At 68.3% G+C, this 20,537-nt stretch carries 9 protein-coding genes; 3 read left to right on the forward strand and 6 right to left on the reverse strand.

Going from position 1 to position 20,537, the window contains the following annotated elements:
- Window positions 1-126 precede the first annotated feature (126 nt).
- The 6 genes from G6O54_RS10685 to yegS form a co-directional block, all read right to left on the reverse strand.
- A complete protein-coding gene (locus G6O54_RS10685) occupies window positions 127-4,521 on the reverse strand; it encodes a secretin GspD/PilQ domain-containing protein (RefSeq protein WP_250846819.1) in 4,395 nt (1,464 codons plus the stop codon).
- 501 nt (window positions 4,522-5,022) lie between these two features.
- Window positions 5,023-7,134, reverse strand: a complete 2,112-nt coding sequence (locus G6O54_RS10690) for a hypothetical protein (RefSeq protein ID WP_165224473.1) — start codon at window positions 7,132-7,134, stop codon at window positions 5,023-5,025.
- Between the two features lie 93 nt (window positions 7,135-7,227).
- Complete coding sequence (locus tag G6O54_RS10695; protein ID WP_165224475.1) at window positions 7,228-8,991, reverse strand: hypothetical protein; 1,764 nt, start codon at window positions 8,989-8,991, stop codon at window positions 7,228-7,230.
- Between the two features lie 134 nt (window positions 8,992-9,125).
- Window positions 9,126-11,717, reverse strand: a complete 2,592-nt coding sequence (pilM, locus tag G6O54_RS10700; RefSeq protein ID WP_165224477.1) for a type IV pilus assembly protein PilM — start codon at window positions 11,715-11,717, stop codon at window positions 9,126-9,128.
- Between the two features lie 585 nt (window positions 11,718-12,302).
- Complete coding sequence (locus G6O54_RS10705) at window positions 12,303-15,440, reverse strand: hypothetical protein (RefSeq protein WP_165224479.1); 3,138 nt, start codon at window positions 15,438-15,440, stop codon at window positions 12,303-12,305.
- A 210-nt stretch (window positions 15,441-15,650) separates the two neighbouring features.
- Window positions 15,651-16,595 (reverse strand): lipid kinase YegS, encoded by a 945-nt coding sequence (gene yegS / locus G6O54_RS10710; RefSeq protein ID WP_205678735.1) that lies wholly within the window; start codon window positions 16,593-16,595, stop codon window positions 15,651-15,653.
- A 127-nt stretch (window positions 16,596-16,722) separates the two neighbouring features.
- Between yegS and G6O54_RS10715 the strand changes: the two genes are divergently transcribed.
- From G6O54_RS10715 to G6O54_RS10725, 3 genes are all read left to right on the forward strand, one after another.
- A complete protein-coding gene (locus G6O54_RS10715) occupies window positions 16,723-18,042 on the forward strand; it encodes a hypothetical protein (protein WP_165224481.1) in 1,320 nt (439 codons plus the stop codon).
- A 163-nt stretch (window positions 18,043-18,205) separates the two neighbouring features.
- A complete protein-coding gene (locus tag G6O54_RS10720) occupies window positions 18,206-19,111 on the forward strand; it encodes a carbohydrate kinase family protein (protein ID WP_165224483.1) in 906 nt (301 codons plus the stop codon).
- Between the two features lie 50 nt (window positions 19,112-19,161).
- A complete protein-coding gene (locus tag G6O54_RS10725; RefSeq protein WP_165224485.1) occupies window positions 19,162-20,511 on the forward strand; it encodes a sugar porter family MFS transporter in 1,350 nt (449 codons plus the stop codon).
- Window positions 20,512-20,537: the final 26 nt, after the last annotated feature.

Here is a 20,537-nt window from a genome sequence, read left to right on the forward strand (position 1 = left end):
AGTTCATTCGCGACGAACGCGACCTCGCGGCGTCTCGCGGGGGGCGCACGGCAGCGGGCCGCCGGAGAAGGGATCTCCGGCGGCCCGCTGGACGTCTCGAATCGTGGCGGACCGCGGTCCGAACGATCAGAAGGTTGCCGTGGAGGGGATGCCGAGCTTCTCCTCCTCCTCCTCGATGATGATGATCCGCGGCGTGACCATCAGCATGAGGCTGCTGCTCACCCGGCCGATGCCCACGTTGCGGAAGAGGCGGTCGATCCACGGGGTCTTGGAGAGGACCGGCACGCCGAATTCCCTCCGCTCCTCGTTGAGGCGCTTGACGCCGCCGAGGAGGACCGTGCCGCCATCGGGGACGGTGACCGTCGTATTCACGAAGGTCGTGTTCGTCTGGGGGAGCTGGAGGGTCGCGTTGATCGACGCGGACCCACCACCGAGGCCGGCACCGCCGACCGCGGCCGGGACCTGGATGGTCGTGAACCCGTCAATCGTGTTGAACAGCGGAGACAGCGTCATCCGGACATACCGCCGATCGGCGGAGACGACCGGAGTCACGCCCAGGGTCACGCCGTTGGGCAACGGTTGCGGCTGCGGCACGAAGGCGACCGAGCCGGGGCCGACCACCGGGGTCAGGGCCGCGACGTACCACTGAAGCTCGGCGTTGACGATCGAGGCGTAGGCACCATTGAAGGTCGTCACCTTCGGGGCCTGGAGGATGTTCGTCCGGGTGTCTCCCTGGGCGGCCGTGAGGAAGAAGTAGACTTCCAGGTCGCTCAGGAAGGCGAGGCCGAGCGTGGCTCCCGCACCCTGGACGGCATTCGTCGGCGAGATCAGGCTGGCACTCGTGTTCGTGAACGGGATCTGAAGGTTCTGGGAGAAGTTGTAGAGCCCTCCCCCCTGAGTGCCCACGGTGATCGGCAGCTTGCTGCCCAGGGCATGATCGCGGATCGGGTTGACGAGGTAGGACTGGATGACGTTCGACGTGCCGCCGGTGCCGCCGCCGATGCCGCCGCCGCCGCCGCCGCCGATGCCGCCGCCGCCGCCGCCGATGCCGCCGCCGCCGATGCCGCCTCCGCCGGTTCCGCCGCCGCCGATGCCGCCGCCGCCGGTCGTGCCGCCGCCGGTTCCGCCGCCGCCGACGCCACCGCCGCCGGTCGTGCCGCCGCCGGTTCCGCCGCCGCCGATGCCGCCGCCGGTCCCGCCGGTGCCGGCCGTCCCTCCGGTGGTTCCCGGAGTGCCGGGGACGGGGATGACCTGGGCCGCCGAATTCGGCACGGCCCACGTGCTCTTCTTGCCGACCGAATCCGACTGGATCGAGAAGTCGAAGTCGACGCCGATCTGCTCGAAGAAGTTATCCGTGACCGTGATGAACCGCACCTCGATGGAGACCTGGAGATCCTGCAGCCGCCGGAGCTGGCGGAGCAGGTCGGCGATCTGCTCGTGGACCTCGGACGTGTGGCGGATGATCAGGCTGATGCTCAGGAAGAACGGGATGATCGATCCCGGCGGGCGACCCTCGTCGCCGCCGATGCCGCCACCGCCACCGCCGCCGCCGAAGCCGCCGCCGAGGCCGTAGTTGGACGAGAGGTCCTGGCCGTTCACCGAGTCCTGGACCCTCCACGTGCCCGGCGCGATCGAGGTCGTGATCAACTGGATCAGCGGCGTCATGTCGACCGAGGGACGTTCCCCCTTGGTCACGCCGCTCGCATCGGAGACGGTCCCTGGCGCCATGTTGCCGACCCCCGGGACCTGGCTGAGCGCGGTCTGTGTCGACGAGGTGTCGCCGAGGACGCCGAGGCCGGAGTTCTGCGGGGCCCGGTTGACGGGCATGATCAGGTCGCCGACATAGTACGTCACCGGGTACATGTCGGCCGTGTTGGCCTGCTGGCTCGTGATCAGGAGGACCTCCTCCTCGACCCGGTAGACCAGGCCCAGCGGGCGGAGCATGAGCTTCAGCGCCGACTTGAGCGAGATGTTGTTCACCGTGAGCGAGACCGGCGCGGCGGAGGTCAGCCCCTCGTCGCTGAGCGCCTTGGGGTCAAGCACCACGTTCAGTCCCGTGTAGTTCTGCAGGAACGTGATGGCCTCGCTGAGCGGCTGCTTGTCCAGGTTCAGCGAGATCGGCTCGCGGAGCTTGGACTCGATGGCCAGGACCTTGGGGTCCTTCTTGACCTCGAGGTTCTTGTTCATCCGCAGCCGTTCGCGGGTCAGGTCCTTGAAGTTCTTGGGGAACTTGAAGTTGTTGAGCTGCACCTCCGGGTCGGCGACGCTCGCGAGGTCGACCTCCTGGAAGGCGACCACGGCCCCGTTCTCCTTGGCGTTGCGGGTGTCCACGTCCTGCCTGAACCGCCGCTCCATTCGGGCCTTGTAGGCGAGCATGGTGGCGGCGACCTCGTTGGGGTCGACCTCGGCCGCCTTCTTGGCGTAGGACTCGGCCTCGGCCAGGTTCCCCTCCGCGTACGCGGCCTGGGCCTTGTCCATGAGGTCCTTCATGCGGCCCTTCTTGGCCTTGTCGGCCTCGAGGATCCGCAGCCGCTTGAGCTCGATCTCGGCCCGCTGGGTCTTGTCCTGCATCTTGACCTCGAAGGCGACCTTGTCCTTCTTGGCCAGTTCCAGGGCGACCTCGAGCCGGCGAACCATCGGCTTGGTCAGGCTGGGCGAGAGCCCGGATGCCTTCACGGCCTTCATGGACTGCTCGTAGATGGAGATCGCCTTGTCCGGGTCGGTCTCCTGGAGGCGGCGGGCCTCCGCGATCTTGGTGCCGACCTCCGCGTTGAGCCGCTGGGCGGAGAGCGCCTCCGCGTCCGCGATCGGGGCCTTGTCGCCGACGACGGCGCGGCCCGGGGCGGCGGCGGTCTTCTCATCGGCGGGGAGCTTCTTGAGGAGCTCCTGAACCTTGGTCCGGAGGTTCTCGTCGAGCGACGACCCGGCCGCGACCTCGTTCAGGTAGGCCCGGGCCCGGGCGTTGTCGCCCTTGCGCATCGCCGCGAGGGCGGACTCGTAGAGGCTGAGCGCGCCTCCCTGTTCGGCCATGCCGATCTGGGAGATCAGCTCGTCGGCCTTGGCGTCCACGCCATGCTTGCCGGACTTCGCCTCCTCCGCGAGCTGCCGGGCGGCCGGGAAGTTCCCGCTGGCGCAGAGGGCCCGGGCCTCGGCGAGCAGTTGCTCGCCCTTGTTCGTTTCGGCCGGGGCGGTCGACGCGGCCGCGGCCGGCGCGACGGCCCGGGGCTCGTCATCGAGATCGGGGACGGCGTTCGCGGCGGCCGGCTCCGGGGCGGGAGCCGCCGCGGGTGCCGGTGCCGGGGCCTGGGGCAGCTCGGCCGCGACCAGCTCGGGAGCCGCGTCGGCGGGCTTCGCGGCGACGGCCGGGGCCTGGGCCGGTGCCGGTGCCGGTGCGGCCGCCTCCGGGGCGGCCAGCAGCGGAGCACCGGCCGAATCGCCGGAGACCTGCTTCACGGCCGCGTCCAGGGTCGAATCCGAGCCCTTCCGGACGACCTCCTTGCGGCGGAGCTTCTCGGCCTCGATGAACTTCTCGGAGGCCCGAGTCTGATCGCCGGAGGCCAGCAGCTTGTTCGCCTCGCGCTCCGCCGCCGCGCTCGGCGATTCGGCGGCCGGGTTCCCGCCCTTGCCCGCACGCGCCGCGGCGATGTCGTAGAGGACCGACTCGGCCCGATCCGCGGTGAGCGGCGGCGCCACGTTCATCCGCTGCGCCTGCTTCGCCTTGGTCTCCGCCTGGTCGAGATCGCCGACCTTGAGGAGCTGGCGAGATTCCTGGACGAGGACGTCGTAGACGCCCGTGCTGGGCTGCTCTCGGGCCGGCGCGTTCCGGATTCGGTCTCGCTTCCGCAGGGCTCGGGCGGCGGCGATGATCTTGTCAGGATTGTCCTCGAAGAGGCTGTAGCTGAGGTTCCACCCCTTGACCTGGGTGGCGATGGCCTCCGCCTGGTCCACCTGGTGCTTGGAGAGGGCCGCGCGGGCCTCCTTGAGATGGGCCCTGGCGCTCTTGGGATCGCCGCTGGCGGAGACTCCGGTCGTGCCGGCCGTCGCGGCGGCCTTGGGGAGCTCACGCTTGAGGTCGTTGCGGACCTTGGCCGGCGTGTCGTCGAACAGACCCCACTTGACGTCGATAGCCTCGGCCCTGGCGAGCTTCTCCTCGGCCGCGGCCGAGTTGCCGGCGGCGATCTGCTCCCTGGCCTCGTGGAGCAGCCACCGGGCGCGCTGCTTGGGATCCGTGATCACGGGTTCTCCGGCGCGGCCGTCCGCGGCGGGGGACGCCACCGCGACCGTGGGGGCCGGAGCCGTCGCGGTCGAGGCCGCGGCCGTGGCCGCCGCCGGGGCGGGGGGCGTCGCCGAGGCGCCCTGCACCTTGGCGAGCTCTTTCAGGTAGGCGTCGAGCGTGGCCTGCTCGTCGGCCTGGAGTTCGTCCCGATACATCCTGGCGGCGTCGAGATACTTCGACGCACGATCGAAATCGCCGCTGTTGTACAGCCTGGCCCCCGCCTCGAGGTACTTGATCGGCGGCACGGGTGCTGGCTTGCGCGCCGCGGCTGCCGGCGATGGGGCGGCGTCACCGGGAGCCGCGCCTTCCGTGGCCGCTCCCCACGAGCCGAGTATCAGGATGACAGTGAGAGTTCTGAGCCTTCCCAACGCGACCTCCTTTCGCCGCCTCGATGGCCACCGCCGACGTCCCTGAGGGCGGCCCCTTTAGCCTTCGAGGCGAGAGACCATTATTCGTTGCCTTGCCGGAGCCGCCCCGTCTTGCGGGGGCGGCAACTCGCCCGATCCACGCGTCCCTGCGGGCAGTCTGGATGTGGAGTCGAAGTCGCGCAATCGGGACGAGGGCAAGTTCGTTGTGGGCTGTGTACTCGGTGTCCCGCTTTGGGTCAAGGCGAATGGCGGAAAATGTCGCCCGAAATTCGCTCTCGGGAAAATCCGACCCGCTCCGGTTACACGGGCGCAAGAAAAACCCCCATCGACAGGACGGGGGTTCGGTGGGTTCTCTCGAGATCGCGTCGGCGAGAAGGGCTATTTCATCCCTCCCATGCCTCCCATGCCGGGATAGCCGCCCATCATCCCGCCGTAACTGGAGCCCATGGAGCTCTCTCGCTTCTTGTTCGAGTCCTTGACCTCCTTGGCGTAGTTCTTCTCGATGTCCTTGCGCATCTCGTCGTTCTCGTCGTCGAGTTGCAGGCGTGCGGTCACGCTTCCGTCGCTCCGGAGCACCAGGGCCAGGGCCGGACGCTCGACGGCGCCTCCCGTGAACCCGTTGGGAAGCGCCTGGAGGCCTCCCGAGGTGTCCAGCACGATCGAGCGTGTGTTGAAGTCGATGCGCTTGGCCTTGGCACCGGTCCCTTCCGAGGTCGGGATGTCGACCGAGCTGGTCTCGCCGATCAGCTCGCCGGGGCTCGAGGCGAAACGGTGGGGGACGGTCACGCCGTCGGCCTCGTCGAACCGGACGACCTGGAAGTTGACCTTCAGGTCGGACCGAGGGCCGGTCGGCATGGTCCCCATGGCGTAGGGGGAGACGTCCGGAGGCATCGTCACCACATCCGTGGGCTGGCTCCAGGGGCCGGTGAGGTACATCTGCGTCTTGATCTTGCCGGCCTCAGGTGTCACGTCGTCGCGCTTGTAGTTCGGGTTGTAGACCACAATCCGGACGCGATAGCGATACTCGGAGTCCGGCTGGGCGGTGAAGTCGAGGCCGCGGATCATCACGGTCTTCTCGTCGCTCTTCCAGTCGCCCGTGATGTCCACGCCGCCACCGCCGCCGCCCATGCCCATCATGCCGCCCATGCCGGGGCCTCCTCCCATCATGCCGCCCATCTTCCCGGACATGCTCATTCCACGCATGGCGCTACCGCCGCCATAGCCGCCACCTTCCATGCCGTCGCCGCCGCCGGCGCCCATCGGGCCGCCCCGCATGCCGCCCATGCCGGGGTAGCCGCCCATGCTTCCCATCATGCCCCGACCCATCATGCCGCGGCCCATCGAGCCACGACCTTCGCCATCGTCCCCACCCATGCCGAGGCTCGGCGGAGGAGCGACTTCTTTCTTCTCCTTGGGCACCAGGCTGGCGAGGTGCACCTTCTCCCAGAGGCCGGTCTTGAGGAACGGGAGGGGATCATTGAGCCCCGGCGGGCGGACGCTCTCCGGGGTAAGCTCCTCATCCTCTTCCGGGAGATTGTCGAGGACCTTCAGGTTCTCGTCCGCGTTGACGTCTTCCCAATCACCCCACGAGCCGTCGTCCTGGTGCACCTGCCGTTGCATGTCGAGCCGAGCGTAGTAGGGCTGGGCACTGGCACTCTTCAGGGCTTCCTTGTAATTGGCCACCAGCTTGCCGTGGTCGAGCTTGCCCGTGATCGCGACCCAGCGGAGCCCCTTGGTGATTTCCTTGTACTGCTCCGGCGGTCCCTGCGGCTTCTCATCCTTCGACTTCGCCTTCTCCTCGGCGGACTCCGGCTCGTCGCGGCCAACGAGCTTGGACTGCACGGCCTCCTTGCGCTCCGCGAACTCCTTCTGCTGCTCGCGCTCGAGCTCGGCCTGGCTCTTGCGGCTGGCACGTGAACGCCTGCCGCCGCCCATCGCGGTGCCGCCCATCCCGCCCATGCCACCCATCCCGCCGGCCCCACCCCGGCGGCGCCGGCCGAGGCGTTCCTTTTCCTTGGGGAGTGCCTTTCCGTCCTTGTCGACGATCCGGTTGCCCTCCTTGTCGAGCTCGTAGACCAGTGCCCCTCCGCGGCTCGCATAGGCGTAGAGCTCGTGAACCGCGATGAGGACCGGGGTATCGCGGATCAGGCCGGCGCCCGGCTCCGGGATGATCCACTCGCGCACGGGCTTGTACTCGCTCGAAACGAGGACGGTCTTGACCGAATCCGCCACCTCCTTGGAGAAGTTGGTCGGCTTGATGTCGGCCTGCACGAGCGCCTGGTTGATGGTCTCGCGATCCTGCTTGCGATTGATGTTGGAATCCGCCTGCTCCGCCGACTTCTTGATCTGATCCGGCGTCAGTTCGATGGACTTCTTGGACAGCGCCAGCCCGAGGCAGACCACGAACAGGAGCGAGCTGAGGGCCACCGCCGCCTTGTCGCCATAACGCAGGCCGGCGTCTTTCATTTTCTCGACGATGGGATGGGCCATTCGGGGATCTCCTGCGAAGACTATTGGCTCACAGACGCTGGACGAGATCGAATTCGGGTGATGGCGATTGAGGCCGGGCTGAGACAGGGGCCGTCAGGCTCCCGGCGCCTTCTCCTTGGCAGGCTCCGGTGCCTTGGCAGGCTCCTGGGCCTTGGGGGCGTCGGCGGGCTTCGCGGCGTCGGCCTTGGGAGCCTCGACCTTGGGAGCTTCGGCGGGCTTCGCGGGTTCGGCGGGCTTCGCGGCGTCGGCCTTGGGGGCGTCGGCGGGCTTCGCGGCGTCGGCCTTGGGGGCGTCGGCGGGCTTCGCGGCGTCGGCCTTGGGAGCTTCGGCGGGCTTCGCGGCCTCGGCCGGCGTCTCGGATACCGCCTGATCGCCCAGGCTGGGATCCGGCGGTACCTCGGCAGGCGGGGCGTCGTAGAAGCGGGCCTGACCGTAGACCTTCAGCTCGACAATGTTGTAGTACGGGTCGAAGAGCGAAAGCCCCTTGGACGTTTCGACGGCCTTCTTGGCCTCCTCGCGCTTCTTGGCCTTGTCCTCGGTCCGCTTATCGGTCCCCGTCCGGGCCGGGGCGCCGCCGCCCATACCGCCCATGCCGCCGTAGGACATGCCCATGGGGCCGCCCATGCCGCCCATGCTACGCATCATGTTCGACATCTGGGACGCCATGCCGCCGTATCCCATCATGCCGCGGCCGCCTCCCATGCCCATCATTCCCCGCATCATGCCTTCTTCGCCGGCCCTGCCGTAATAGCCGCCCATCATGCCGCCCATCATCCCGGTCTCCCCCTTCTCGGGCTTGGTGACCCGGGCCGAGGGGCGCTCGAGGGTGAAGTCCTTGACCTGGATCGCCATGGGGGAGTTTTCGAGCTCGCAGAGCAGGTCCTGGATGTGGTCCTGGTCGATGAGCACGGAGAGGAGGACGGGGAGGATCTTGTAGGAGCCGCTCTCCGGCTTGATGAAGGAGATGGTCTCAGGGGCGGCGGTGGAACCGCCCGCGCCCATCATCCCGCGGCCCCCCATCATCTCTCGCATCCCCATGCCTCCATAGGCGCCGCCCATGGGGCCCGAAGACGCGGAGGTTGATTCCTCGGACGCGGCTTCCTCGCCGGGGGCCGTGATCGCCTCGGCCTCGGTCAAGGTCTGCCCCTTGGCCTGCGACTGCTGGTCCTGGGCCCCGGCGCTGCCGACGTCCAGGAAGTTGATCTGCTTGATGATCGCCGTATCCCAGTCCTTGGCATCCTTGTTCACCTGGGCAACGACCTCGAGGGCCGACCGCTGCACCCAGAGGCGCTCCTGGGCCGCCCAGACCTTGCCAAGGTCGGGCGGGGAGTTGATGTCGAACGGGCTGGGCTGGAGGAGCTGTTCCTTGGGAGGCGCGGCGATGACCCCCTTGCCGGTCTCGTAGTCGAACGGATTGATGATCTTGTAGACCGATTCAACGTAGGCCGGGTAGGCCGAGATGTAGTCGACGATCGCGAAAGTGACCGCGCCGTCGGCGACCTTCTCGGGCCACTTCCGGCCCCACTCGCGGAACCGATTCTCGACCACGTCGGGCCACTTGAGGAGAGGCTTCTGGCGGTTGTAGAGCTCTCTCCAGGCCGTGTCGACGTCCTTGTTCAGGACCGCCGTCTTCTCGTCGACGGCCTTGCGATAGTCGTCATTGGGGACGCCCGGGGCCTTGAACGGCTCGACGTCCTTGCTGGCCTGGGTGATGTTCTTGGTCTCCGTCTCGGCCTTGAGCTGGACGGGGCCCGCGCCCACGAAGTAGGCGATGAGGGCGAAGAGGGCCGCCGTGGCGACGGAGATCCAGAAGCGATAGATCACGCACTGGCGGAGGAATTCCTTGACTTGATCCATGGTCGTTCACGCCTCGTCTTGATCGATCAGTCGGTGAATCGCGTCCCGGAGCGGGGGTTGACGTCGGGGGCCGTGCGGGGCGCCGGGGCGGGATGTCGTCCCCGGCGGCCTCGCTCGATGCCCGGCGAGGAAGCTCACGGCTTGGTCGCGCCGCCGGGGGGCGCCGCGGCGGGCGGGGTGCCTGCAGGTGCCGGCGTGACCGGTGCCGGAGCGCCCGGCGCCGGAGTGCCCGCGGCCGGGGAGCCCGCGGCGGGGCTGCCCGGACTGGCGGGGGCGGCCAGCTTGGAGACGGCGTTGTTGATGGCCGTGTCGACCTCGGAGGATTTCTTCTTGGAGGCGGCCTCGATCTCTTCCATGCTGGGGATCTTGACGGCCGCGTTCTCCTTCTCCTTCTCGGCGGTCGTCATCTTCTCGATCATGTCCTTGACCTGGTCCTTGATCTTGGCGGCCTGTTCCTCGAGCTTGGCCTTACGCTCCTCGGGGTCGTCCGGGAGGGTCTCCGGGATGACGGGCGTCCAGAGGAACTGGATCAGGAAGTCGGTGCGCGTGAGCGTCTTGATGTTCTTCTTCATGTCGGCCGTGGAGCCTCCCATGGGCCCGCCCATGCCCATCGGGCCCATCATGCCCATGCCCCCGCGCCCGCCATAGGCCATGCCCATGGGGCCGCCCATGCCTTTTCCGCCGGGCATCATGCCGCCGCCGCCGCCGCCCATGCCCATGGGGCCGCCCATGCCGGCGCCCCCGCCCATCCTGCCGTAGGCGGCCCGCATGCTCTCCATGCCGGCCATCGGGCCGCCGGCGGCACCGCCACCGCCGCCTTCGGCGCTCTCGGGGGCCGTGGCGGGGGAGAGCAGGGGGACGGTCGAGCTCGCCAGGTTGTTGGTGGCGCTCCCCTTCTCCGAGGTCCACTCGCGGTCCGACATCATCCAGGCGAGGGCCACGTGGCTGACGCCGAAGAGGCGGAAGTCGAGCGAATTCAGGTTGTGGAGCAGCTTCTCGGTGATGAACTGGTAGGGTCCGAACTCCACCCTCTTCGGATCCCTCAGGTCGGCGATTTCAAGCTGCGTTTTGGAGGGATAGGGGTTGTAGTGATGGCCCACGACCTGGATGATCCAGCCCTCTCCCTTGGGAGGATTGGCCACGTCGTAGGGGTGCATCAGCCGCTTCATCTTGGCGTCAATCAGGTCGAACCACTCGGCCGCGACGTCGTTCCGCCAGACCGGCCGGATGACGTCGATGTGGACCCGCAGCTTGTCCAGGGTCTCCTGGTCGGCCGGGTTGTCGGGATTGAGCTTGTAGACGTCGCGAAGGGGGTCGTAGATGAAGGCGCTGAAGGTCTTCAGGAAGGCCGGCCAGAGGCCGCGCGAGTTGGGGTCGATGACCAGGGCCTTCCCCTCGTCGAATTTGGCCTTCCATTCTCCCTTGGCCTTGTCGTAGGCCGACTTGAGGTCGTTGCCCCGCTTCGTGACGTCCTTGGCCCGCTTCACGGCCGTTTCGAACTGGGGCGTGGAGACGCTCGCCAGCAGCCGATAGGGCCCGAGGATGAACAGCGAGCTGAGGGCGAGCATGACCAGGGCGGAGGCGGCCAGCGCCCAGGGCTTCTTGGCGCGGATCATCCGGACTCGCTCGATCTCCGGGGGCAGCAGGTTGGTGCCCAGGTTGGCCTTGCCCAGCCCCTGGACGCCCAGGCCGTAGGCGACCGCGAACGAGGCCAGATTGTCCTGGAACTGAGGCGCGGCCTTCACCTCGTCGCCGACCAGGCGGGCGAAGCCCTCGACCTTCTCGACCTCGCTGCTCAGGTTCTGCTGGAGGAACTTCTGGAGGCCCGGCAGCTTGAAGCCGTTGCCCAGCCCGACCACCTTGCGGATCTTGGCGGTCCGGTTGATGCTCGAGTAGAAGCCGATCGACCGGTTCACCTCGCTGGTGAAGTCATTGAACACCCCCCGCATGGCCGTGAAGATCGCCCGGGGATCGGGCGCCTTGGTGGCGTTCCGCTTCAGGTGCTCGGCCTTGGCGAACGTAAGCTTCAGCTCCTTCGTGAGCGCCCGGGTGAAATGGTTGCCGCCGATGGGCACGTTCCGCTGCCAGATCCGGGTGCCGTCGGTGATGATCAGGTCGGTGTTGTCCGCGCCGATGTCCAGGACGACCACCGAGTCCTTGTTGCCGCTCCCCTTGAGCTGGTCGAAGCAGATGTAGTTGTAGAGGGCGATCGGGCTCATCTGGACGATGTCGACCTCGATCCCGGCCACCGTCAGCGGGAGGATGGCCCGGTTGATCTGATCGCGCTTCATCGCGAACAGGCCCACCTCGGCCATCGTGAATTCCTCGTCCCCCGCCTCCTCCTCGTCGCCGCCGATCTGCTGATAGGCCCACACGACCTCGTCGAGGGCGAACGGGATCTGCTGCCGGGCCTCGAACTTGACGATGTCCGGGATCCGCTTCTTCTCGACCGGCGGCAGCTTGATGAACTTCACCAGCCCCGCCTGGCCGGGCACGGCGATCGCCACCTTCGATCCCTTGACGTCGTTGCGGTCCGTGAACGTGGCCAGGGCCTCGCGCACGAGCTCCTCCGGATCGGCGTCCGGCTGGCTGAGGATCTTGGGGTACTCGATGAAATCGAAGGCCTCGGCCACGACTTCGTCGGGATTCGGGCCCGGCACCAGTTTCAGCGCCTTGAGCGCGGCCTGGCCGATGTCGATCGCCCAGACGGCCTGGATCTTGGCCATGCGGGGAAGCTCCTGTGAGTCGATGGCACCGCGGACGCGGCCCGTCGCCGGGCCCCGATCGCGATTTCCAGAGTGGTCGTTCGGTTGTGGACGTTGGATCGATCGACGAGCTGGACGATCGGAGTCGTGAGCAGGAGCGAGGGTGTCTCCGCGTCGGGAGATCCTCCACGCCTTGCCAGAGTACCGGAGCACGCCCGCCGCGTGACGGTCCTCTCGACCCGGTCGCGTCACTCAGTTTGATGTCAGGCGACTCGGGAGAGTTCCCCGGCCAGGGCCGAAATCGCGACCATCCCGCGCGAGCGCCAGACGTTGCCGCCGGCGGGCATGGATTCGACGAATGGCCGGGCCCGGTTCGACTCGGGGACTCTCCCGCATCGACAATCTTACCACGCAAGTCCGCCGTCGTGGGCGACGGACGCCGCATCTTCCTTGCAGTGCATCATCTTCGGTGGGGGCTGTCAAGAAACGGGATGCCGGCTCGGCGGGAGCGCTCGACGGTTCCCGAAGGCCGCGAGGCCCACGGATGCATGGTGGTCGCAGGTGCGGGGTGTGAGTGAGGTCAGGATTGCCTGCTCGACGGCGTGATTACTCGCGTCGAAGTCGAGGGACGGTAGGCCCCGTGGCGGTTGCGGGGAGCGAGGTCTCGGGCGTCCGGGGCTGGGCCTGGCGACGGGCGGGGCCGGATTCGGCGATCTCGCCGCCGCGCGAGCCCCTGGCGTCTTCCTCGACCAGTTCGACTCGGAGGTCGTCGAAGAACGCCTCGCCGTAGCCGGCCAGGCCCAGGGTGACGGTCAGGTCGACGTCGGCGGGGGCCTTGCGATAGATCAGGACGCGCGACCAGGAGGGGATCGGTTCGGAGGTCCGGTACTGGAGCTGCTCGCCGCCGATCGAGTCCCGGACGATGATCCCGCCCATGCCCGGGGCGCTCGCGATCGGCCGCTTGACCAGGACCGAGATCCGGATCAGGTTCTGGGCCTCGACTCGCACCGCGGGGGATCGGACCGCGGCGATCGGGAAATCGAGGAACGGGACGTTCCTGTCCAGGTCCTCCTTCTGGGCCGGCTCGACGGACATCCGGATCATCCGGTCGGGCTTGCCTTCCTCCTTGGGGACGGTCGCCATCCTCGCGACGAGCCCCTCGAGCTGGTAATCCATGTTGACCCAGCCGTCCTCCGCCATCCCCTTCGGATCGTCGAAAGACCCGCTGGGGACGCGATTGGCGCCGAAATGGTAACCCGGCTTGCCGGCGATCCAGTCGATCCACAGGTAGAGTTCCGGCAACGTATTGAAGCCGATGGCCGGGGCGCAGCAGACCGGCCTGACCAGGTGAGGAATCGGGACCTTGGAGTCGTCCGTTCGCTTCGGCGGATTGTTGAGCGTGGCCTGGAGGAAGGCGGCCTGGGCATTGGACCAGTGGCCGTGCATCAGGGTCCGGAGCGGCCGAGAGGCGCGTCGGGCCTCGTCCCAGGCGAGGGCGAAGTCCAGACGTTCCTGGGCCTCGCGGGCCGACCGGATCGAGGCCTCGGCCTTGGCGAGGAGGTCGCGCTCATCGGTCGGTCGGGTCGTGACCCCCAGCTCCTTCCACCGCTTGATCAGGTCGGGACCGATCAGGGGGTGGCCGTCGGCGTTGAGTCGGCCGTTGATGTCGGTCGCCTCCTGGAGCAGGCGCTCGGCCTGCTCGATGGCCAGGGATACGGCCACCGGGCGGACCCGGGCGACGGCCGCCTCGACCCGCTCTCGGAGTCCCAGGTCGGTCGTGCAGAGGATGAGGGCCGTCGTGTCGAACTCGTCCAGGGTGAGCTGAGTCCCGCCGGGGGACCGGTCCCGCGGCAGATGCTTCACGCCGCCGGGGGAGATCTGGTAGGCCTGTGCCCCCTCCCGGAGCATGGGACGGAAGATCAGGTTCCGAGCGGCCATCTGGGGCGGCTGGAACTCCGCATTGGCCGCATAATCCGCCAGCAGGACGAGCGTTCCGCGCCGGCTGTCCTTGATGGCGGACGCGACGAGCCCGGCCCTGGGGGCGAATTCCTTCCTGGGGCGGACGCGAGTCCCCAGGGGTGTTCCCGGCGGGGGCAAGTCCGGCGGATCGGGGTCGAAGACATCATAATTCGAGATCGGATCCGCCCCCTGGGCGAGGGTCGACTCGCAGATGTCGATCTCCATGTTGAGGAAGGCGAGCTCGATGAGCAGGACGCGACCGGGCCCATCCAGGCGAGTCAACTCGGCGTCACCAAGGAACCCAAGCCCGTGATATCCCGCCGAGAGGGCCATGTAGGTCATCAGGCGGAGCTGCTCCGGCGTGACTCGAGGGCGTCCCCAGGCGGGTGGGACGTCGTTCCCCCAGATGTTCTCGCCGACGATCGAGGGCGCAGCCACCGGCAACCAGGCCCAGAAGAAGCCCCTCGGATTCGCCTTCGCCGCGAGGCGTCTCCGCTGACGGAGGAATTCGAGGCCCTCTCCCAGGTTCTGCGACGAGGCCCAGAGCAGGGGCCTGATCCCGATCGTGTCCAGATTTCCCGGGGCTCTCGAGTAGTATGGAAGGTCGCCGACGACCTCTCCGGTGGTGATCCCGGGGATGCCCGGAGGGAGCTGCCGCATCGAGGAGACGACCTGGCGGATCCGGCCCAGCTCCGCCTCGCGTGCCTTGGGATCGCGCCGCGCACCGAGCCTGCCGCCGATCTGCCAGAGGGCGACGGCGTCCTTGAAAGCGTACTCCTCGACCTCCTTGACCGCGGCGTCGGGGTCGTCGGACTCGAGTCTGGGCATCAGCAGGAAGCCCTTGTCGATGGCGGTCTTGATGCGTTCTCGATCGGTCCGTCGATCGTCAACCAGGATGTCGGCCCCATAGAGGCGCAACTGGGAGACGTCGGCTCCCGGTGCATCCACGGCGGTCGGGAACCAGTCTCGGAGTTTCCCGTCCTCTCCCAGACGACGGAGGAGGTTGCGGTCCAGCCGAACGAGCTTCTTTCGGTCCTCATCCCCGCCCCCGGCACGAGGGGGGGCGGTCGAGGGCCTGGGTGAGTTCGGGCGGGCCTCCGGCTTCGTCCAGTTCGCCAGGACTTCCGGCGAAACGGGCGAGACCGAGAGGTCGTCGAGGAAGACCTCCGAAGCCCCCGACCCGCCCAGGAGATTGACCACGACCTTGTCGATGTAGGCGTTCTCGAGGCTCACCGGTCGCCGCGACGAGGCCCGGAGGACCCTGGCCTGCCGTTCGACCGAGGCCGTCAGGCCGAGGATCTCAAGCCGCTGCCAGCGATCCACTCGGTCGTAAATCGTCCCGGGGATGAGCAGGAAGGACGGTGCCTTGGTGTCGGGATCGATGTCCGTCGGCAGGACGACACGCACGTAAGCCTGGACGCCGATCCGATTCGCCCGCGTGTAGACCACGACGGACAGGGAATCGCTCACCGGGACCTTCGGGACGGCATAGCTGACGAAGAACTGTCCCCCCGCCCCCGCCTCGAACTGGAATCGCTCCGACCGGTTTCCATCGTGCGCGGCGCGATCCGATCGCTCCTGCGAGATGAGGTTGATCGTCGTATCCGTGTGCTCTCGTTCCCAGGCGACCTGCGGCGATTCGAAATCGTCGTGGAACGTGCTCGCCTTCGGCTTCTCCGCGGCGGGGACCTTCGCGTCGGCCTCACCGTCGTCGCGAGCCGGGGTCCCCGCCGCCGCCGTGAGCGTGCCCGCGGCCATCAGCAAGACGCAGAGACCCTCACGCATGCGCATCGGCTCGAGACCTCCATGCACTCAGGGTCAGGCGACCCGATCGGCCGACCATACCCGCCTTCCATGGCTTCGCTGGGCGGGGAAACCCCATCGCGCGGATCGTAGCGGTTAACTCGCAGGCCGTGAAGATCAAACCCGACCAACCACCAACCGGGCCCCTCGACTCCCCCGATTCTCCCTTACGCAGAGGAGTGACCTCGTCAGTCACTCGAGGAGAGGGCACCCCGGCGGGAGCTTCATGTCTAGCCGTCCGGGCAGGACCTCGAAGCTGAAGCGGGTGCCCTCGATCGGCTCGCCGTCGAGATTGAGCTGCATCGGCTCGTCGGATTCGATGGTCAGGGCGGGCAATCGGGCGCTGACGAGCGGGCGGCGGACGGCCTGGAGGCCCTCGCGGAGCAGGATCTGGAGGTCGCGGTGGATCTCGACGGCAGGGAGGTGGGGAAGGATGCGGAGGTCGAGCAGGCCGTCGTTGAGCAGGGCGTCGGGGCAGAGTCGGTGCCCGCCGCCTGCCTGGCGGCCGTTGCCGACGGCCAGGGCGAGGAACTCGCCTTCCCAGTCGAGGCCGGGGCCGGAAACCCTCCCGCGGGCGGGGCGGATGCTCCCGAATCGCGTCAGAGCCGTCAGCAGGTAGGCAGCCCGCCCCAGGGTCGCCTTCAATTCCGGGGGCGTTTGTACCGTGACCTGGGTGCCGAAGCCTCCGGTGGCGACGTTGAGGAAGCAGCGGCCGTTGACCCGGGCGACGTCCACCGCGACGGCCTTACCGGTCGCGGCCAGCCGGAGCCCCTGCGTGGGATCCAGGGGGATGCCGCAGGAGTTGGCGAGGTCATTCGCCGTGCCCAGCGGCACCACGGCAAGCGCGGTGGGCTGTTCCGAGTTGCACCGTGCCGCAAGGAGTCCGGAGACCACCTGGTTGATCGTTCCATCCCCGCCGCCGGCGGCCACGATCGGGACGCCGGACTCGGCCGCCTGGCGGGCGATCTCGGGCGCGTCCCCTGGGCCGTTCGTCACGCGGATGTCGATCCGATGGCCCTCGTTCCGGATCGTGTGGATCGCGTCCCGCAAGTCCTCCCGCCCCGCCGCCTTGCCGTTGAGGATCAGGCACGTCATCGACTTCACCACCATGGCCGCTCCATTCGGGTACGAATCCATTCCAGACGGATCCTCGCGTGGCCGCCAAGGCGTGCACGTGGCGTACCAACGCGGGGTCGTTGCGGCGCCCCTCGGGGCCTGCTACCCTCGCGCCGAGAGGGCGGAGGTCCCGCCCCGGGAGACAATCATGATCGGTCATCGTGGGGTCGGGTCGCTCATCGGGATCCTGGTGCTGGCATCGCCGCTCTCGGCCGCGCGGGCCGCGGAGCCCTGGAAGATCGGAGAGCCGATCGTCGCATACTGGGCCGGTCCCGGCTATCCCGGCGGCGGACCGCTCGACGACGCCGCGGCCGACCAGATCGTGGCGGGGGGGTGGAACCTTGCCTGGTGCAGCCGCCCCGAAGACCTGGACGTGGCCCGTCGCCACCGGCTTCGCGGGCTGTTCACCGATCCCCTGATCGCGCCCGAGTCGCTCGACGACCCGAAGCGCCGCGAGGCCCTGACGGCGCTCGTGGATCGACTCCGGAGCCATCCGGCCTTGTACGCCTACCACGTCGTGGACGAGCCGAGCGCCTCGGCCTTCCCGGCGCTCGGGAGGCTCGTGGCCTTCCTCCGCGAGCGCGACCCGGCGCATCTCGCGTATATCAACCTGCTGCCCACCTACGCGAACAACCAGCAGCTCGGCGTCGAGGGGCCGATCCTCCGTGCCTACGAGGAGCACCTGCGGCGGTTCGTCGAGACGGTCCGGCCCGGGCTCTTGAGCTGGGACCACTACCAGTTCCGCCGGGGCGACGACGCGCCGGATTACTTCCTCAACCTGTCCCTGGTCCGGGATCGGGCGCTCGCCTCGGGCCTGCCCTTCCTGAATATCGTCCAGGCGAGCTCGTGGGTTCCGGGCGCCGCGGCGTCACCGACAAGCCCGCGCGTCCCCGGCTCCGAGGAGATGCGGTTCCTCGTCTACACCACGCTCGCCTACGGGGCGCAGGGGATCTCCTACTACGTCTATCACTACCCGGCTCACGAGGGGGGGATGATCGGCGACGATGGCAAGCCGACCGCGCGCTACCGGGCCCTGGAGACCTTGAATCGCGAATTCACCGCGATCGCCCGCGAGCTTCAACCGCTCCGGTCGCTGGCCGTCCATCACGCCGGGATGCAGCCCCCCGGTGCCGTGCCTCTACCGGACGACTCGCCGTTTCAGCTCGTCCCGCCGGTCTCGCCCGAGCCGTTCCGGTCCGGTGATCGGGCTCGAGGCATCCTCCTCGGCTCGTTCGGCCCGGCCGGGGCGAGGAGCGGTGCACGTCCGACCGCCACGCACGTCGTGGTCGTGAACCTCGATTACCGGGCGGATCGGACGACGACCCTGGTCGGGCCGGCTCCGCTCGAGGTCTTCAACGCCGCGACCGGCGGTTGGTCCGCGGCGACCGGCCCCCGCGCCGAGCTTCGCCTGAAGGGGGGCGGCGGGATGCTCATCCGCCTGGCGTCGGCGGGGTCGACATCTCGCTGAGAAGGAGGCGGATTTCGGCGGAACCTCCTGGCTCCGGCTCGGCGGCGCCGTTAGCTTCTGGGGGTCGAACCTTATCCAACGATCGATCTGCGAGATGACACGATGCCGCCAACGGCCCGAGGGGGCATCGGCGGGCGTGCGGTCGGAGCGGCGAGGCATCACCATGTCGTACAAGGTCCTGGCCCTGGGCGAAGTGCTCTGGGACATGCTCCCCTCCGGCAAGCAACTCGGCGGCGCCCCGGCGAATTTCACCTTCCAGTGCCGATCGCTCGGGGCCGACGCCGGTCTCGTCACGCGGATCGGGGATGACGAGCTCGGGCGGGAAGTCCTGGCACGCTTCCGTACCCTCACCCTGCCGACCGACACCGTGCAGGTCGATCCCAAGGCCCCGACCGGGACCGTCGAGGTCAAGCTCGACGAGGCGAGGCAACCCCACTACACCATCCGGTCGGACGTGGCCTGGGACCGCATCGAGGCCACCGACCTGGCGAGGGCCCGGGCGGCGGCGGCCGACGCCGTCTGCTTCGGGAGCCTGGCCCAGCGCGACGAGCCATCGCGGTCGTCGATTCGCGCCCTGATTCGGGCCAGCCGGCCCGAGACGCTGCGGATCTTCGACGTGAACCTCCGCGCCCCGTTCATCGATCGGGACGTCATCGAGGAGTCGCTGCGACTGGCCAATGCGCTCAAGCTCAATGACCAGGAACTGCCGGCCCTGGCGACGATGTTCGGCCTGCCGGGAGGAACGCGCGAGGTCATCACCGCGCTGGCCGACCGCTTCGGCCTCTCGCTGGTGGCCCTGACGCGCGGGCCGGCCGGCAGCCTGCTGATGTCCGGCGGATTCTGGTCGGACCACCCGGGCGTCTCCGTCACGGTGAGCGACACGGTCGGCGCGGGGGACGCGTTCACGGCCGCCCTGGTGGTCGGCCTGCTCGCCGGCCGATCACTCGACGCCATCAACGAACACGCCAGCAAGGTGGCCGCTTACGTCTGTTCCCAACCCGGCGGGACGCCCGCCCTGCCGGACGATTTGAAGGTCCTCATCCCTCACTCCCCGGAGGTCGGCTCTTGAACGTCCACGAACCTAGCCCCGCGACGACAGGCCCCTCTGCCGGGAGCTCGATGTCGAGCACCTTGATCGCCAGCGCGCTCATTGCCGCCCTCGGCGGGCTCCTCTTCGGTTATGACACGGTCGTGATCTCGGGGACGAACGACGCCCTCGTTCGGGTATTCGACCTGAGCTCGAAGACGCTGGGGATCACGGTGGCCATCGCGCTCATCGGCACGGTCTTCGGCTCGATTTTCGCCGGCCGTCCTGCGGACGTCTGGGGGCGGAAGAAGGCCCTGGTTCTTGTGGCAATCCTGTACCTGGTCACGTCGCTGGGGACAGCCCTGGCCTGGGATTGGTATTCATTCCTCTTCTTCCGATTCTGGGGCGGCGTGGCGGTGGGGGCGGCCTCCGTGGTCTCGCCGCTCTACATCGCGGAGATCTCCCCCGCGCGGTTCCGCGGGCGGCTGGTCGCGGTCCAGCAGTTCAACATCTGCCTCGGTATCCTGCTGGCGCAGCTCATCAACTACGGGATCGCACGGCTGAGCCTGGGCGAGAACGAATGGCGGTGGATGCTCGGCGTGCTCGCGATTCCGTCGTTCGCGTTCCTCGTCCTGGTGCTCCCCACCCTGGAGAGCCCCCGCTGGCTAATCGGCCGGGGCCGCGACGACGAGGCCCGCGCCGCGCTCCTGAGACTGGGCGTGGACGGGGGCGGCGTGGACCAGGAGGTCGCCGAGATCCGCTCCTCGATCGACCCGGAACACCTGAAGAAGGGGAACTCCCTGTTCAGGCCGGCCTACCGGATCCCGGTCATGCTGGCGATCGCCATCGCCATGTTCAATCAGCTCTCGGGCATCAATGCGGTCCTCTATTACGCGCCCAAGATCTTCGGGATGGCCAACGTGGCCAAGGACGCGGCGCTCCTGAACGCCGTCGCGGTCGGGACCACGAACCTGGTCTTCACGATGCTGGCGATGCTCGTGATCGACCACTTCGGGCGGCGAGCCCTCATGCTGGCCGGTTCGATCGGCTACATCCTCGGCCTTGGCATCACGGCGTTGGCCTTCTACACCTACGGCGGCAATTTCACCGGGCCGGGGATCGCGCTGGTGCTGGGCGGACTCCTGCTGTTCATCGCGGCGCACGCGTTCGGGCAGGGTGCCGTGATCTGGGTCTTCATCAGCGAGATCTTTCCCAACCGGGTTCGGGCCGACGGCCAGGCGCTCGGCAGCACAACGCACTGGGTGATGGCCGCGATCATCGCCGGCATCTTCCCGTATGAGCTCGAGATCCTCGGCCCCGGCACCACCTTCGCCATCTACATGGTGATGATGTTCATTCAGCTCCTCTGGGTCCTCTTCATCATGCCCGAGACCAAGGGTGTGCCGCTCGAGGAGATGGAGAAGAAGCTGGGGATCGGGTGATGCGGGCATCGGATCTCGATCGGCCC

Origin of the sequence: Aquisphaera insulae (assembly GCF_011064615.1) — a bacterium.
Taxonomy (GTDB): Bacteria; Planctomycetota; Planctomycetia; order Isosphaerales; family Isosphaeraceae; genus Aquisphaera; species Aquisphaera insulae.